Origin of the sequence: Flavobacterium sp. DG1-102-2, assembly GCF_033042555.1 — a bacterium.
Lineage (GTDB): Bacteria > Bacteroidota > Bacteroidia > Flavobacteriales > Flavobacteriaceae > Flavobacterium.
In genome coordinates, this window is sequence record NZ_JAWLIK010000016.1 from 20,065 (window position 1) to 38,124 (window position 18,060).

Annotated in this window: 12 protein-coding genes; 2 read left to right on the forward strand and 10 right to left on the reverse strand. The window is 40.4% G+C overall.

Annotation, left to right across the window (positions count from 1 at the left end):
* Positions 1 to 22: 22 nt before the first annotated feature.
* The 5 genes from R1T16_RS17725 to R1T16_RS17745 are packed head-to-tail and all read right to left on the reverse strand — an operon-like array spanning position 23 to position 11,184.
* Positions 23 to 400 (reverse strand): VanZ family protein, encoded by a 378-nt coding sequence (locus R1T16_RS17725; RefSeq protein ID WP_317502471.1) that lies wholly within the window; start codon positions 398 to 400, stop codon positions 23 to 25.
* A 10-nt stretch (positions 401 to 410) separates the two neighbouring features.
* A complete protein-coding gene (gene gcvH, locus R1T16_RS17730) occupies positions 411 to 791 on the reverse strand; it encodes a glycine cleavage system protein GcvH (RefSeq protein WP_317502472.1) in 381 nt (126 codons plus the stop codon).
* Positions 792 to 849: 58 nt separating this feature from the next.
* Complete coding sequence (gene sprA, locus R1T16_RS17735; protein WP_317502473.1) at positions 850 to 8,250, reverse strand: cell surface protein SprA; 7,401 nt, start codon at positions 8,248 to 8,250, stop codon at positions 850 to 852.
* Positions 8,251 to 8,253: 3 nt separating this feature from the next.
* Complete coding sequence (gene ruvA, locus R1T16_RS17740) at positions 8,254 to 8,835, reverse strand: Holliday junction branch migration protein RuvA (RefSeq protein ID WP_317502474.1); 582 nt, start codon at positions 8,833 to 8,835, stop codon at positions 8,254 to 8,256.
* A 57-nt stretch (positions 8,836 to 8,892) separates the two neighbouring features.
* Entirely contained in the window at positions 8,893 to 11,184 is a 2,292-nt protein-coding gene (locus R1T16_RS17745; protein WP_317502475.1) for an NADP-dependent malic enzyme, read from the reverse strand.
* A gap of 137 nt (positions 11,185 to 11,321) precedes the next feature.
* Here R1T16_RS17745 and R1T16_RS17750 point away from each other — a divergent pair, with 137 nt between their 5' ends.
* Entirely contained in the window at positions 11,322 to 13,097 is a 1,776-nt protein-coding gene (locus R1T16_RS17750) for a DUF885 domain-containing protein (protein WP_317502476.1), read from the forward strand.
* Positions 13,098 to 13,140: 43 nt separating this feature from the next.
* Here R1T16_RS17750 and R1T16_RS17755 read toward each other — a convergent pair whose 3' ends face one another.
* The 3 genes from R1T16_RS17755 to R1T16_RS17765 are packed head-to-tail and all read right to left on the reverse strand — an operon-like array spanning position 13,141 to position 15,734.
* Positions 13,141 to 13,605, reverse strand: coding sequence for an OsmC family protein (locus tag R1T16_RS17755; protein ID WP_317502477.1), 465 nt, complete (start codon positions 13,603 to 13,605; stop codon positions 13,141 to 13,143).
* Between the two features lie 10 nt (positions 13,606 to 13,615).
* On the reverse strand, positions 13,616 to 14,296 hold the full coding sequence (locus tag R1T16_RS17760; RefSeq protein WP_317502478.1) for a response regulator transcription factor: 681 nt from the start codon (positions 14,294 to 14,296) through the stop codon (positions 13,616 to 13,618).
* Positions 14,286 to 15,734 (reverse strand): HAMP domain-containing sensor histidine kinase, encoded by a 1,449-nt coding sequence (locus R1T16_RS17765; RefSeq protein WP_317502479.1) that lies wholly within the window; start codon positions 15,732 to 15,734, stop codon positions 14,286 to 14,288. The genes R1T16_RS17760 and R1T16_RS17765 overlap by 11 nt, the downstream gene beginning before the upstream one ends.
* Before the next feature lie 133 nt (positions 15,735 to 15,867).
* Between R1T16_RS17765 and R1T16_RS17770 the strand changes: the two genes are divergently transcribed.
* Positions 15,868 to 16,491, forward strand: a complete 624-nt coding sequence (locus tag R1T16_RS17770; protein ID WP_317502480.1) for a hypothetical protein — start codon at positions 15,868 to 15,870, stop codon at positions 16,489 to 16,491.
* A 9-nt stretch (positions 16,492 to 16,500) separates the two neighbouring features.
* Here the strand turns inward: R1T16_RS17770 and queG are convergent, their stop codons facing one another.
* Complete coding sequence (gene queG / locus R1T16_RS17775; RefSeq protein ID WP_317502481.1) at positions 16,501 to 17,427, reverse strand: tRNA epoxyqueuosine(34) reductase QueG; 927 nt, start codon at positions 17,425 to 17,427, stop codon at positions 16,501 to 16,503.
* Positions 17,428 to 17,517: 90 nt separating this feature from the next.
* A complete protein-coding gene (locus R1T16_RS17780; RefSeq protein WP_317502482.1) occupies positions 17,518 to 17,961 on the reverse strand; it encodes an SRPBCC domain-containing protein in 444 nt (147 codons plus the stop codon).
* Positions 17,962 to 18,060: the final 99 nt, after the last annotated feature.

Consider the following 18,060-nt stretch of genomic DNA (forward strand, 5'->3'; position numbering starts at 1 on the left):
AACATAAAAAAATCCCTCCCCACTAATGGGAAGGGACATTGATTTTATTGTTTCTTTTATCTAAAAGCCAAAGCAACAAAATTGAGACAGCACTACCGCAAGTATTTGCAATTGCATCTAAAACATCCGGGCTTCTTTCTTTGGCAAACACTCCCTGGCAAACTTCTATAAGAATACCAAAAATAACTGCCGAAAAGAAAACTGCCGCTCTTACCCTTTTAGGCGAAAGCTCCTTTTTTGTTTTGATAGCCTGAACCCATAAGAAGGTGAAAACAAAGTAAAATGTAAAATGAACAATTTTATCCTTGTTAGGTATATCAAGCCATGTAGCTTGTGGAATATCGGCCGCATTAATAAGACAGGCATATACAATAAATACCGTCCAGGCAAACGCTGCCAATAAAATCCGGTTACGCACCAATAAGCTCTTTGTATTGCTCGTCGCTTAAAAGTTCATCAACTTCAGAAGCATTAGAAATTTTTACTTTAACCATCCAGCCTTCGCCATAAGCGTCAGTATTCACTTTTTCAGGAGTAGTTTCTAATGAATCGTTGAATTCAATTATCTCGCCTGATAGTGGAAGGAAAAGGTCAGATACTGTCTTAACAGCTTCTACCGTTCCAAAAACTTCGTCTTTATCAAGAGTCTGGTCAAGCGTTTCAACTTCAACGTAAACGATATCACCTAATTCTTTCTGAGCAAAATCTGTAATACCTACAGTTGCTACATCCCCTTCTATTTTAACCCACTCGTGGTCTTTTGTGTACTTTAAGTTTGCCGGAATATTCATATTAGTTTGTTTTTCGCAAATGTATGTTTTATAAGAGTAACTCTAAAATGTTTTTTTATTAATTTCCAAAATTATATCGCAGCGTAAATCCAGAACGGATATTCGTTAACGGATACGACGTCGAGATAACTGCTTTAGAGAACGAATGGTCGTAGTAGAAGATAGCCGTAAGGTTTTTACTGAAGGCATAATCTGCAGTAAATTTAACCGACCATATGTTCTGGCCACCACCTAACTGATTATTATCATAATCCAGGTAACGGATGATCGTTTCATTCTTTCTAAGCGTAAAATCACATTTAAAGTTGATATCACTCTTAATAGTGTTCGTTGGGTTATCAGCAAGGCTCGACGTAATAATAACATCTTTAATACGGTAACCAAGACCTAGAACATATTCGTTACCCCTAACCTCTGTAAGCAGGTTATTATCAAAACTCATATTCAGCGTCCTGTCCTTACGTATCTCTGCCAATATCTTGATAGAGTTCTTCATCTCAAAATCTACACGTATAAGCGGATTAAACTGCTCTGTTAGGTTGATATTCGAAATGATGTTCTTATTGATAAAGTTACCCTCGCCATTATTATCCTGGTTATTAGGATTATCAGGGTTATTAAAATCAAGGTTAGACCTGTACGAGTTAACGTTATATGAGGCCTTATAGCTATGTTGTAACGAGAAGCGCTTAAACCTGTCTTTAAAGAACTTGTAGCGCATAAGCCCTGTATACTTAACCACCCAGTTAGGCAGCGGCACATCCCTGAAGATACCCGTGGAAGATTTACCGGCATCCTGTCCAGAATATGCTGCAAGGAATGCAGGAAGCAATACTGCCTGGTTATTTTTACCAAATCCTACAGGATAACCAGCATTTGCTCTGGCAAAATCACTTGCATTAGTACCGCCTTCATATCTTGGAAAAGCTGTAGTTCCATAATACTTCTCTGCAAGCCTGTCGGCAATTACTATCCTGTTTGCCCTAAGCTGGTCAAAAGCTTCAGAACCATTCACATCGCTTGCACTAAATGAAGTTGCTATTAATACTGTAGATATCTGGAAATTACCAAAATCATACGGAGAGCGTGCCATATAACTACCTGATGTAGGATCTATATCATATTGCTCAGAATGGTTTTTTGCATACGTCCTGTCAGCAGTAAGATCTATTTTGAAATCAGGAAAAAGATCTACCGACGCCGTAAGGTTAAATGTTTTGTTATTAACCTGCGTAAAGTTCTGGTTGTATTCCTGATACGTTGTAAGATAACCGTGCCTTGCCGCTTCCTCCCTCACATCGTCCTGGCTGCCAAAGATAAAGCCCATTGTAGGCCTGGTTGTACCAAAGAAACCTATTGATGGAAGGTAACCCGGTAACACTGTACCGTTAGTCTCAGCGTAGTTGATCTGAATGTTTTTCACACTTGTAAGCACACCTATAAGACCGTCTACAAAAACATTACCTCCTGCTGCCGGTTTAGGAGCCGCTGTAACTTTCTCTCCCGGCTTTGGTGCAGCTTTAGGCGCAACAGGCGTTTTAGGTTTTTTACCCGTAAGGCCTACATACTTATAAAGCAGATCAAGGTTAAGGGTAGTATTCAGCTTGTGAGAGTTCGAGTTCTGGATTGTATTACCAAGAGCATATGTGCTTATAGTACCATCAGGATTATCTACAACAGCATTAGCAAACGCGTCGTTAGAACGAAGCCAGTTATAGCTGCCTGAATAGGTATACGTAGATTTTACAAAACTAAATACCGGTATCTTGTTAATAGGTATATCGTAGTTAAGTACATACTGCTGCGTGTGCGTGTTAGGCTCACCTATGTTCCAGAAATCGTCCCAAACATTAAGTTCCTGCGAAGGCCTGCCGTTAGCGTCAAAATAGTTCCTTACGATATTACTTGTAGCTACAGAATAGTTAAGCCTAAGTGACTTTGTAATATTATAATTGAAACCGTATTGATAGTTAAAGAAATAATTTCTCCTGTAAAGCGGATCGATAGGAATACCATCAACCTCCACATTCCTGAACTGCTGCCTGTTGTACTGCCTTATAATATTTGTACTAAAGTTAATATTGGTAGGCAGGTAATTAAAGTTAAAATCACTAAGCAGTTTCCAGTACTGGCTCTTCTTCATGAAACCAACATTCTTAAGTGGTTCCACAGGTTTCGGTTTAAATGCAAAATTGTAATCCACACCTGTCCTTATCTGTTGGTCAAGCAAGTCTTCCACTTCATAATCGTGGTGTTCTGTCTGATTGAAGGAATAGTTAAGCGTTAAGTTTTCCGGATCATAGATGTGAGCCTTCCTATCCGGCTGCCTTTCTTTTTTAACACCAATAAAGTTGATACTCTTACGCTTCGTATAATCTATCGCCCTGTTGCGAAGGTTATCTTTTTCATTTTGATCTGTAGTTATATCAATAAGCTGCTCAAGCTTTATATCCTGTTGGAACGGATCGTATTCCGGCGTAATTATCTCTTCGCCCACACCATAGTTAAACGGCAGGTTGATACCCCATTTTTTAGGAAGCAGTTTACCTATATTAACATTAGTAACAATATCATATTGTTTAACATCTTCCCTGCTTCTTTCGTTAGGACTTTGCTCAATAGTACCAAAACCAATGGTACTCATCCTACCTGTTGCAGAAAGTGTAGCAAAATCGGCAAAGTTAGTATCCATACTACCTACAGCTGCCCATCCGCCTTTGTTATCCATATCAGAAAGGCGCAGCTCATTAAACCATACCTCACCTCGTATTACTTTAGGATCCGGATCAAAATCACCATCTGCTTCAGCAGTAGCATTTTTAATACCTATCATAAGGGTCCTTATGTTACCAAAGTTAGGATTACCCTTGATACCAATCATAAGCGTACTGCTCAACGAAGGGTCAAGCGACTGCGCAGGAACGAAGGTAATGCCGTTAACATCTGGATCAGGAACATTACCCTGAAGCTTATTGATCTTTAATCTTGTAAGTGCATCAAGCGTAACAATAACTTCGTTGTCTTCCGGCCAAACCTCTTCCGGTGTAGCTGCAGCACCCACGCTAGGCTGTGTTACCAAAAGCCTTTTCTCTATCTGGTAAAAGTTATCTGTAAAGTCATTACCAAATCTTAGGAAACCTTTCATCTGGTTATCACGAAGGTCTCTTCCTGTTCCGTTATCTGTAGCCAGAGCCTCAGCATGAAGAAACATCCTTAATTTTTTATATTGACGCATATCCACGTTCACATTTTTGAACACGGCCCGCGAATCGTTTATTTCAAGTCCACCTGCAGTACTACCTGAAGGCACAGAATATGCTCTTAACGATAATGCCTGCTCGTTTTGGCGTATTACAGCATTGTTACTATACAACTGCTCCCTTCGCACACTTGGTGGCGATACATAAGGAATAGGTGTACGGGATCCGTTCTCCTGAACATTAAGCGCTACAACATCAAAGCCTGTAGCTCCATCACCCTCTCCCTGAGGATCATCTATATTTGGATCATTGGCATCAAGGCTGCTGGCATATCTTCTCCACTCACCTCTCACTAAATCAAGAGCTCCAAAACGAAGTGTCACTTCATCCTTAAAGCCTTTTACCATCAATCTCATGAATCGGATTGAACGTATACTGCTTATGCCGCCCTTAGCCTCTCCCGCATCAATAGGAATTTTGTAAAGAAGCCATCTACCTGTTACATTAGTTCCATTAGAAGTAGGAACATCAAAAGGTCTTATATCTACAACATAACCATCACCCGGCTGTACATTAGGCTGTATTGGAATTTGATACCTGTAGTAGGCATCAATAGTATTCATGGTATTATCCCTGTTGATGTCTTCTGTATCCGGCTGTGTGGTGGAGCCGCGGTTTGTATCGCCTACATCCACAGGCGAGTTACCCTGGGTACCATTATAATTTTTATACCTGTCAAGCACATTTCCCGACGCAGCAAGATAAAACTGGTAATTATCACCCGATGGATCTTCAAGCCCTCCAAATTCTGCATATTTTACTCGCTCTTCATCATCTGTTAAACCGTCAAAACCTACATCCTGCACATTACGGTTGGCCGTATTCGTATCAAATGCGTAGATAAGCGACTGCGAAACAGGAACATCTCCCCACACTGTAGAAAACACAGGCTGGTTGCTGTTTGCTTCCGGAAGGCCATTCTCAAACTGCTTCCTGTTATCTCTTAATATATCTTCAGACAATTCTCCAAGATTGATCTCAAACATACCTGTATTGTCCGGCGCAATAACATCCCCGGTATTACCTGAATAAGGGTCCATTACCCAAAATTGCATATACTCTACGTTAGTCTGCTCAAAATTTGTAGAGCTTATGGCTCGCATGATACCCGCCCAGTTGTCCACAGCCTGGGCATCACTAAAAGTAAAGTTCTGCGCAGGAAGTACCGGGTTAAAGTTATAAGGCCCTCTCTCTTTTGGAAAATAACTAAGGTCTAAGGTATTAACAACACGGCTCTGCCCGGGTGCAACATCATTTGCAGGATAAAGCTCATCATAGTACACGCGCCTTGTCCTGTTAGAAGACAAATCATCTTTAGTTATCCCATCGGGCAATGTAGTGCCTGCATAAAATATTGGGTCAATGCTATACCATGACAGTTTTGCCCTGTTATAACCATAAGAAAGGTCATTAGTTGGAGCTGGTCCCTGCTCATTATTAAATAAAGTAGCAGGCGCGCTGGAAAGTGTCCATCCCTGAGGCGACCTCATGTCTATGTTTGTTTGCGTACCCTCAAAATCGTCTACATAGGTAGTAGCCTCACCATTAAACTGGTCAGCTTTAGAAGCGCCCGGTTTAAGGTAAGCAAACTCTCCCCTGAAAGAGATGTTAGACGGCACATCGGTATCCATGTTAGGAAGTTTGTTTACCATACGGGTAAAGAATGGCACTTCTGTAGCAAAGTTGGCATTAACACCCATTATGGTATTGTTTACAGACTCCTGCCCGTAATTGGTCTTAGTTGTAAAAGGCCTCTCTGACATATTAAGTAAAGTAGCACCAACTAAGAACTTATCATTAAATTTATGTTCTACGTTAAAACCAGCAAAACGTCTTGTCTGCTGTCCAAACACAGAGTTATTTTCTACCGACACTTCAATAGGAGTGTTTGACGCCTGAAGTGACGGGTCAAGTATCTGTACTTTACCAATTTGGTAATTAACCGTATAATCTACACCTTCTACAAGTACCCTTCCACCTGCAGTTACCACTACAGATCCTTGCGGCACGTTAAAGGCACCAAGCGATATACCGTCACCACCTGTCGATTTGAAGCGGCCTCGTAACTGGAACTTATTTTTCTGGCTGTCCTGTAAAGCGTCTGCCTGGGTACTTTTATACAATTTACTGTAAACGTACTTTCTCTGATTGGCACTTATGTAGCCTGATTCAGGAGTAATAGCGTAATCCGGCGATGTTTGGCCGTTTGGCGTAAGCTTATCATATAAAAATTCACCAAAAGGCTCAACGGTAGTAAATATTATACGTCCGTTTTGAGCATCAATAGTAATACGATCCTGAAAGTCAAAGAAACCATCACCATCTATCTGAATATCCCCTGTATAGTTTAACCTGTCCAAGTGGAATACCCTTAAAAGCGGAGTATCAGCGACGGCAGAATCATCGTCATCCTGAAGATTATCATCAACCGGAAGCGGATCCGGTATAGAACCGTCAGCATTAGCTGCTGGCGTAATATAATTTAAAGGAGACGGGTCTGTATATAAGATATTGAATTTAAAATCTTCCTGAGACAGTTGAAAACCACCCTGGATCTGGTAGATGTTTTTCATCATCAGGTCCCATGTAGGCTCTTCAACATTTACAAGGTTACTTTTAAGCAATTTAAGGATAAGGCTCTGTGTACTTGGTATCGGCTGTGTATCCGGGGTTGTAGCAGGGTTTACTACTGTTGCATCAACACCATCCGTACCAAATTCACCCACCTGGAATACCTGGTCACCTATGGTATATTGGTAAGCTACCGCTAAAACTTCATCATTCTGAAGCCTTTGATTAAGCGAAATATAACCTAATTGTTCATGCAATTTATATTCGCTGGCCGATAATTTCCTTGCATTTTCAAGTTTAGAATAATCACGCCCTTCGCTAACCTGACCTCCCGGAACCTGGAAACTTCCGTCGTTTACAGTAACAATTTCCCTAACGCTCTGCGCAAGCCACCCTTGTCCTGTACCTATTCTTTGAGGGTCAAATTTATTATTGGAGTTGTCAGGCGGTGAATTGACAGGTTTATCAAAAAATCCGGCCACATCTCCAAAGCCTACCGCTTCAAGCGTTCTGTCAAGGTTTGTCCCCGGTTTTGTTAACGGAGCCTCTCCAATATCCTGTATTGCTATGATATTTCTTGAATTATTTTCAGCGGCATTAATCCTGTTCTGCCTGTTGGTTATCCACACCTCCACACGGGTTATATTTACCCTGGTGGCAAGCTGAGAATATCTTTTTAAAGAGGCATTATATTGATTCCTGAAATACTGAGAAAGGAAAAAGTGTTTATCAGCGTCATACTCATTGGCAAACATCTGGAAGTCCTGAAGCGTACCGCCTCCCTGGGCAGTAACTGTCTTTGTCTGGGATTTTTGTTCAGAGAAAATACCCGTTACGGTAGTTTTACCAAACTGTAATGCCATCTTAACACCAAAAAGGCTCTGCGCACCCCTGATTAGTGAGTTAGACAACGGAAAACTCACATTACCTACCTCTATCTTCTGAAGGATGTCATCTTCTGTTGGCGTATATTCTAATTTTATAAGATTCTGGAAAGCAAAAGTAGATTCTGTATCATAATTTGCAGTTACATTAAGTCTTGTACCTACTTTACCCTGAAGGCTCATTGAGATACGCTGGTCAAAATCAAACGTAAAAGTTTTCCTGTTTCGCGGCGATATAGAAGGATTATCCTGCTTGGTATACCTAATACCCAAATCAAGCTCAACAGATCCCTGCGGCTTGATATCTATCGTATTACTACCAAATAATGTTTCGAAAAAGCTGGAATTAACATAGTACCGGGGTAACAGGTTTTTCTGTTCGTCTTCGGTAGCTTTACCATCTATCGCGTTAGATTTCTGTTGAAAATACTCGCGCATAGACTCTCTTATCACCAGTTCATGATATTGTTCAGGAGTAAGTATTATTGGGTTTGTGATATTAAAACCTTCAAACTTATTGGTATAAATGTAACGGTTTGTTACGGGGTCATACGTATAAGCCTCAACAATACTTTTGGGGTTTGGAATTTCAACTTTTCCAGTATTATATCCTTTTAAGGTATCATTTTTTTCCTCATCCTCTTCAGTCACCTGGGCCTGAATAGCTACACCTAAGAACAGGAATAATATAGAAAGGGTGTATTTTAAGTTACCGCAAAAATCTTTAGAGTATTCTGTTTTCAAGGACTATAAATTTTTTAATGCTTGTTTTATAATTGTCTCCACACTGGCTGACGGATTCTCCTTAACAATTTTTTCGATGGCTTTTTCTGCCAATTTCTTGTTAAAGCCCAATACCTCCAAGGCTGATAACGCTTCTTCTTTATTTGTATTGTAGCCTGCACCCGAAACTTCTTCTAAATCGTATAGTTTTAACACTTTATCCTTTAAATCAAGTATAACGCGCTGCGCTGTTTTAAGCCCAATTCCTTTAATAGATTGTATAACACCCACATCTCCCATACCTATAGAGTGGATGATATGTTTGGGCTCTAAAGAGGAAAGCATTGTCCTGGCTGTACCGGCCCCAACCCCCGAGACCGATAAAAGTAACTTAAAAAGTTCCCTTTCCGCCTTTTCGGCAAAGCCAAAAAGCGTATGGGCATCTTCTTTTATCTGTAAAAAAGTATAGAGCTTTATATTTTCTGAGTCGGGAAGCAGCGAAAACGTATGCAGTGATATATTAACGTGATACCCTACACCATTGCAGTCTATAACTACATCGGTAGGTGTTTTTTCCACTAATCTCCCCTGAAGGTGTGCTATCATAAATTTTTCTTAAGCCGTTCCCAAAAATAATAAAATTCTTTAACCCTTTACCAAAAACTATTTTTTACCCATTTTTAGGCGTTTTTCTTTTTCCTGTGCATCTACAACAGCCACAGCTGCCATATTTACCATCTCCTCTACACTTGCACCTAACTGGAATATATGCACTGCTTTATCCATACCCATCATTATCGGTCCGATTGATACCACTTTATCAAGCTCTTTTAAAAGCTTGTAAGTTATATTAGCCGATTCAAGATTAGGAAAGACAAGGGTATTTACTTTTTTGCCGGCAATCTTAGAAAACGGAAACTTATCTTTAAGCATTTCCGGATTCAGGGCAAAGTCGGCCTGTATTTCACCGTCTACAATCAGGTCAGGATATTCATTATGCAAAATATCTACAGCCTTTCTTACTTTTACCGCATTAGGGTGTGTAGACGACCCAAAGTTAGAGAACGACACCATTGCCACTACAGGCTCCATACCAAACATACGTACCGTTTTTGCCGTCATTATTGCAATTTTTGCCAGGTCTTCTGCCGAAGGATCAGGGTTAATTGCCGTATCCGATAAAAATATAGGCCCGCGCTTGGTAAGCATCATGTTTGTAGTAGCGATACGGCTTATGCCGTGTGCCCTTTCTATTACCTGCATAACAGGTTTTACGGTAGAAGGATAACTCCTTGAAAAACCGGTAAGCATAGCATCTGCCTCACCTTCATTTACCATCATGGCCGCAAAGTAGTTGCGCTCCCTCATCCATTTTTGGGCATCAAGAAGATTTACACCACGGCGCTGGCGGGTTTCCCAATACGATTGGGCATAACGCAGCCTGCGTTCATCTTCTTCATCTGTCTTAGGGTCAATGATAGCCACTTCGGCATCAAAACCTATTTCTTCTTTTAATTCGTTTATGGTTTCTCGGTTACCTAACAATATTGGCGTACCAATACCCTCTTCCATAACAATCTGTGCGGCCTTAAGCACATGAAGATGGTCTGCCTCTGCAAACACAACGCGTTTAGGATCGGTCTTTGCCCTGTTAGTGAGCAGGCGTACCATTTTATTGTCGTTACCAAGGCGCTCTAAAAGCTCTTCGGTGTATTTATCCCAGTCAAGTATCGGGTTTTTTGCAACCCCGCTTTCCATGGCAGCTTTTGCTACAGCAGGCGCAACAACGGCAATAAGCCTTGGATCAAAAGGTTTTGGGATTATATAGTCACGGCCAAAGTTTAATTTGGTCTCGCCATAAGCGATATTTACCTGTTCCGGTACCGGAGATTTTGCCAATTCTGCAAGCGCGTGAACCGCAGCCATTTTCATGGCCTCGTTTATTTTTGTAGCACGCACATCCAGCGCACCCCTAAAGATGTAAGGGAATCCAAGAACGTTATTAACCTGGTTAGGATGGTCGCTTCTTCCTGTAGCCATGATAATGTCAGGGCGGGTAGCGATAGCCACATTGTAATCAACTTCCGGAATAGGGTTTGCCATTGCAAACACTATAGGATCATGATTCATGCTTAAAAGCATTTCAGGGCTAAGAATGTTACCTACAGAAAGTCCAAGAAACATATCTGCCCCTGCTAAAGCCTCTGCTAATGTTTTAGCTTCCCCCGGCTGCGCATATTTCATTTGCATAGGCATCAGGTTCTCACGGCTGGTAACAAGCATACCATCTATGTCAAACATAGTGATGTTCTCTGTCTTTACCCCAAGCAGTATATACAGGTTGGCACACGCTAACGCCGCCGATCCTGCTCCTGATACCACAAGTTTGATATCTGCTATATTTTTACCCGCCAGTTCTGCAGCATTAATAAGTGCAGCAGATGAAATAATAGCGGTACCATGCTGGTCATCGTGCATTACAGGAATATCCAGTTCTTCTACAAGCCTTCTTTCAATTTCAAAAGACTCCGGTGCTTTTATATCTTCAAGGTTAATACCTCCAAAGGTTGGCGCTATATTTTTTACAGTCTCAACAAACGCATCAATATCTTTAGTGTCTACTTCGATATCAAACACATCAATGTCCGAGAATATCTTGAACAAAAGGCCTTTGCCTTCCATTACAGGTTTTGACGCTTCCGGGCCTATGTCGCCAAGTCCAAGCACTGCTGTACCATTAGATATTACTGCTACTAAGTTACCCTTAGCGGTATATTTATAAACGTTATTTACATCTTTAGCAATCTCAAGGCATGGTTCTGCCACCCCCGGAGAATAAGCTAACGATAAATCTCTTTGTGTTGCGTATGGTTTTGTAGGCACTACCTGTATTTTACCGGGATGCGGTTTTGCATGGTAAAGCAGTGCTTCTCTTCGTTTACTGTATTGGTTCATTTTTGAATACGGTTTTTTCTGGAACTGACAAAGGTAACCCTATCGGCGGAATTGTGAAATTTTTAACGCTATTCTTTTTACGCACGTTTTTTATGCGAAAAATGTACCTTTATGCAAATTTTTAACGCCAACTATCCATGAAAAAAACTTTTTTATTGCTTTTTGCGCTTAGCATAATTTTACTTTCCTGCGAAAAGAAGCAAGATGAAATGCAATTACCTAACAAGGAACTGAACATGTTAGCCAAAGAATATCACGAAGGAAGACTGGAACTGTTCCCGTGGGAAGCTACAACAGCGGGTGACGACCGCTACAACGACAGCTATCCTAATACCCTAAGTGATACGTACATTGCAGATGTAAAAGCTTTTTTTACAAAATATAAGAATAGTGTTTCAAAATTTAAAGACGAAGAATTATCTGAAAATGACAGGATAACTAAGGAACTTTTGCTTTGGGAATGCGACCTTAACCTTGAACAATGGAGTTTTAATGAACAGCTGCTTCCAATCAATCAGTTTACAAGTCCGATACTTACTATGGGCCAATGGGGAAGCGGAGCCGGTGCACAGCCTTTTAAAACTGTAAAGGATTATAACAACTGGCTGGAAAGACTGGACGATTTTAATAGATACCTAAAATCTGTACAAGAGCGCATGAAAGAAGGGGCTGCCAAAGGTTATGTGTTGCCAAAATCGCTTACCGAAAAGATGATCCCTCAGTTAAAAGATATGGCAAACGAAGATGCTGCCTCTCATTTGCTGTACAGCCCGGTAAAACAATTTCCTGATTCGTTTACCGATGCCGAAAAGAAAGAGCTGACAGATAAATTTACTGCTATCCTAAAAAACAAGCTTATACCATCTTTTAAAAATCTGTATAATTATACAAGCACAGATTATTTAAAAGTGAGCCGTGCTACCAGCGGCATCTCTGCCATTCCTGACGGCGACAAATATTACAAACATCTTATAAAACGATACACCACTACCGATATGAATGCCGATGATATCCATCAGTTAGGACTTAAGGAAGTGGCACGCCTTTCGGCAGAAATGGAAAAGGTAAAAACACAGGTAGGCTTTAAAGGTCCGCTTAAGGATTTCTTCAACTATGTTCGCAACAAGAAAGAGCTTATGCCTTTTAACGAGCCGCAACAGGTTATCGATAACTTTAACGCCATTCACGAAAAAATGAAACCCAACCTTGAAAAGCTTTTTGACCTGAAGCCAAAAACAGCTTTTGAAGTAAGGAGAACAGAAGCCTTCCGCGAGGCATCGGCGAGTGCAGAATACAACCAGGGTTCTGTAGATGGTACACGTCCGGGGATTTTTTATGTACCCATACCCGATGTAAAAAAATACAACTATTATGCCGATGAAGATCTTTTTCTTCATGAGGCAATTCCGGGACACCATTACCAGGTGTCACTTCAGCAGGAAAACAAAGACCTGCCGGAATTCAGGAAAACAATATGGTTTAATGCCTATGGCGAAGGCTGGGCATTATACACCGAATCCCTTGGTAAAGAACTTGGCTTATATACCGATCCTTACCAATACTTTGGAATGCTAAGTGCCGAAATGCACCGCGCCATCCGCCTGGTTGTAGACACCGGACTGCATACTAAAGGATGGACAAGGGAACAGGCTATTAAATATTCTATGGAAAATGAAGCAGAACCTGCCGAAAGCATCATCGCCGAAATTGAGCGCTACATGGCCATTCCCGGGCAGGCGTTATCCTATAAGATAGGCCAGCTGAAGATTCGTGAACTGCGCACTAAAGCAGAGAAAGAATTAGGCTCAAAATTCAGTATTAAAGAATTCCATAACCAGGTGCTTGATGCAGGATGCCTTCCGCTAAAAGTACTGGAGGGAAAAATTAACAAATGGATAGCGAGTAAAAAATAATACTTATAAAAATGAAGATGCCCGGTTTATAGCCGGGCATTTTTTATTCAGTCTCGCAAATAGGATTATGTTCTATCGGAAAATTACAGGAGTTGGCAATAAAGCATAACTTATTTGCTTTTTTATGCAGTTCCAGTGCTTCGTCAATCCTCTCGGTATTTGCTATAATTACTTTTGGGTTTAGCGTAACGCCTGTAAAACGGCCTGATCCATCGGATTCTACAACAAGAGTAGCTATAGCATCATCAGCGTATGAGAGTACTTCAATTCCGGTTTGCGCACACACATACAGGTATGACATCATGTGGCAGGAAACAAGACTGCTCAATAGCATATCCTCAGGATTATATAATGCTGCATCGCCTTTAAATGCTTTTGCAGCCGACATATTTAAAACAGGCTTGCCTTCTATTATGACAGTATGGTTTCTGCTGTATGTTTTTATGTTTTCGCTTTTTTCGCCTTTAGACCAATAAGCTTTAGCTTTGAAAAAATGTTTGAACCCCATATTTTTTGTTTTAACAGATAAGTTTGTAGCCATATCCCCTTATGTTTACTATTGCTACTGTTTCATCATTTTGCAGTTTCTTGCGCAGCTTTGTTATATATACATCCATATTGCGGGTGTTAAAGAAATTATCGTCGCCCCAAAGCTTTATGAGCGCCGCCTTCCTGTCGAGCACATTATTCCTGTTTTCTAAAAGCATTTCTAATAGCCTTGATTCCTTATACGAAAGTTTTACAGGCACATTTTCAACATTAATAAGTTCCTGCCGTTTGGGCAAAAATGTATAACTGCCTATTTTCAGCTCGTCTGAATCTAGTTCTGTAATAGTACTTCTTTTTATCAGCTCTGCCACTCTTAGAAAAAGTTCTTCCAGGCTAAAGGGTTTCCGAAGATAGTCATTACCGCCACTGGCATACCCCTGCTCGACATCCTTTATATCTGCTTTTGCTGTAAGGAACATGATCGGTATTTTACGATTGTCTTCCCTTATCTGTACGGCAAGCATAAAGCCATCTTTATAAGGCATCATCACATCGAGAATGCATAGCGAAAAATCGTGAGTGCTAAAAAGGCTCCATGCCTGTTTTCCATCTGAAGCCAACATTACGTCATAACCTTTTTTCTCAAGGCTTTCCTTTATCACCTTTCCTAAAAAAGGTTCGTCTTCTGCTAAAAGTATCCTATGCTTCATACGGAATCCTGATTATAAATATGGTGCCTGAAGGGTTATTATCTTTTATTGTAACGGTTCCCTTATGTGCCAGTATTACTTTTTTTACATAACTAAGTCCAAGGCCATAACCTTTAACGTTATGCACATTACCCGTAGGTATACGGTAAAATTTATCAAACACTTTTGTTTTATACGCATCAGGAATACCCGGCCCATTATCCGCAATAGTTATTTCTATTACGCCATCTTTACTAACAGCACTGACAGCAATCTTAATCTCATCACTTTCATTGTATTTTACGGCATTATCAACCACATTGATTATTGCTCTCTCAAAATGCCCCTCATTGCCTTTTAAGACAACTGCATTGGCATAATGATGTATAACCGCTTTGCCATTATTGGATTTGGAAACTTCTTCTAAAAGTTTTTTCAAATCTATAGTATCTTCTAAACTTATGCCTTTCTTTTCCAATTTTGCGCCCGCGAGTATTTCATCTGCAAGCGATGCCAGCTTTTTAGACTGGTGCACAATGATATCTGCGTAACTGTCGCGTTCTTCTTTGGTCATATCAAATTCCTTCATGGCTTCGGCCGTTATCATAACCGAACTTAATGGCGAATGGATCTCATGCGTCATATTACTAATGAAATCATCTTTCAACCTGCTGAATTTTTCCTGGTTAAAAAGGGTTCTGAGCGTGTACCAAAAACAGCCGAGTGTAATGACTATAAGCAATAAAGAAGTCATTATAACCCATTTCAACCTGCCAAGCAGATAGGCATCGGTATCTTTAAAGGAAGCACTTATAAGTCGTTTCGCTTTAGATGTTGATATATTGACTTTTTGGGTAACAAATTCGTCTTTAGACCTTCCTTTTGCAATAAAGCTAAAAGGCAGAGTGATATCTGCTCTTTTTAGAGCCCGTTTATATTGCTGCTCTACAAGCTCAATTTTGATTGGTGTTTGTATATATGCTTTATCAAGCCGTTCGCCTAAATCCGAAGTAAAAAACCAAACTACACCTTTTTTAAGTTCATCCCGAACAACACCGCCCATATGAGAAATAAAAAATTCTCTGGCCTCAGTAGTTAATGTATCATGCTGTTGGGAAAAATCACTTATACTCATAGTGATCGTATTCTGTGCTACGGCATTAGGCGATGGATTTACTTCTTCTATAGTAAACTGTGTTGCTTTTTGATCAGGATTCCACTTACAGCTGAGCTTTATAATTGTAGTGTCAGAAAGCCATCCAACAAATTCTTTTACTACCATTTCGCGCCTTATGCTAAAAGCACTATCCACCGCCTCCTGCAAAGCTTCATTAGCATCTTTTTTAAATACCTTTTCAGCTGCCCTGTAGTTAGTGTAGCTGTAATAAGCCTGAAGCGCTGTTATTATGACAACACAAAGCGACATAAGGATAAATATGATGCTAATTTTTCTTTTCATACAGCATCAAAAATAGAATTTAAAAATCAGCAGAAGAGTTTTTGTTAACACTAATTAACCCTGTTAAAGACTTATTAACCTTAATGCATCATCCTGCAATATACATTTGCCTTACAAACCAATCATCCAACTCATGAAAAAAAGAACAAATCTTACAGAGTATTTATTTATACTTCTATTTTTTTGCGTCGCAGCTACAGCACAAAAAAAGGAATCTTCTATTAAAATGACGGGAGATCCGCAGCCTTGGGGCAGTAAGGATATGTATAGGTTAGCTTCGTGGCAGGGCATACATTATGAAAAAGCAAGGTTTTCGGGCAAAGAATTAAAAGGCAAGTATTACTATGTTGTTTCCAAAGAAATATGGAATGGAAAAATCAAGAAAACAGACACACTCTTTAATACACAAAAAAGCAGTTATTTTGAGCCCATCAATACCGATACACTTGCTTTTTCTGTCATGGGAGGAAAGTCGAGTGACAGAAGCCTTAAAGTTGAGTTTCTATTTGACCGGCTTTCTATCCATAACAATTTTCTGGCAGTAGACACCGATGAATACAGCCTTAGAATTCTTGACAGGCTGGCTACTGTAAAACCCGGAAAACCTTTTTATGCCTTTGCTTTTATTTTACCCTATCAGGAAAAAGGCAATAAATATTATTGCGCAGTAGAAAGCAGCGGTAAGGATATTGAGGAATGGGGAACAGAATTTGGCATTGAGCACTATATTCTTTTCGAGATGTGCTTTTTTGAGTAGTTAGACTTGTCAGGGCTTGAGGAAATCTATGTTTCTTTTAAGCCCTTCAAATTTTGTACGCTTTACTGCCGAATTTTTAAAAACAGCCCTGAATGTATCTTCGGTAATTTCTTCCCAGTCTTTTTTGGTTAAGGAAAGTAAGTCTGGGTGAGGATTAAATAACGGTTCGCTATGCGGTTTTGAAAAACGGTTCCACGGGCAGACGTCCTGACAGATATCGCAGCCAAAGGCCCATTCATCAAACTTGCCTTTCATCTCGTTAGGCAGGTTTTCCTTAAGTTCTATAGTAAAATAAGAGATGCATTTGCTGCCATCTACCACATATGGCTGAATGATGGCCTGTGTAGGGCAGGTATCTATGCACGCAGTACAGCTTCCGCAGTGATTGGTTACTGCATGGTCGTATTCCAGATCAAGATCAATGATAAGTTCAGCAATAAAAAAGAACGAGCCAACCTGTTTACTCAACAGGTTGCTGTTTTTTCCTATCCAGCCTAACCCACTCTTTGCTGCCCATGCTTTATCCAGCACAGGAGCCGAATCTACAAAAGCCCTTCCGCTTACCTCCCCTATTTCTGACTGAATAGAGAATAGCAGTTCTTTAAGCTTTTCCTTGATCACAAAATGATAATCCTGGCCGTAAGCATACTTTGATATCTTGAAGGTATCATCGGCCTGAGTTTCATGGGGGTAGTAATTCAGCAATAGTGATACAACACTTTTAGCGTCATCCACTAGCAGTGTAGGGTCTAACCTTTTATCAAAGTTATTTTCCATATACCACATCTGCCCGTTACGGTTGGCTTTAAGCCATGCTTCCAGACGGGGCGCTTCCTCTTCGAGAAAACCCGCTTTAGAAATGCCGCACGACATAAAACCAAGGCGTTTTGCCTCAGCCTTAATAAATGCAGTATATTTTTCTTTGTTGTTTATCACTCTCGTCGCCCATCGCTATATTTTGCAAAGGTAGGCAACTTCTGTAAAACAAAGCCGCTCCATAGCGGAGCGGTATATTTAAAATCCGGATTACGATTGAGAGAGCAATTCGTCCAGGTTAGAGAGCCCCATAGTAAACCCTTCTTTAAAGCCCATTGCAACTATTTTTTCCAGGTCTTGTTCATTGTCAAAAGCAAGTTCTATAATTGCATCCGTCCTGCCGTCGTTTTCTTCAAACCTATTTGTCCAGTGCCCTACAGAGGAATCATCTAATTTATTTCCGCGTTCATCACTAAAAATACTGTCTGCCCTAAAGCTCCTGCCGTTTTCAATTGCAGTAAATTTTACGCTGCCCCAGTGTTTATCTCCTTCCGGGCTAACCATAGCATATAGCCATCTGCCTCCCACTTTAAAGTCAAGTTCTTTAGTATCTGCCCTATAAGGCTTGGGCGCCCACCATTTATCTAATAAAGAACTATCTGTCCATGCCTGCCATACTTCCTGCACCGGAGCATCAAAAGTATGCGTTACCACCAGTTTTTTTCCTGACGGGTGTTTACGATCTTGGTTCCATTACTCATAATTGTTGCTTTTGTTTGTATTACAAATGTAGAGATCATACCAGTTCACACT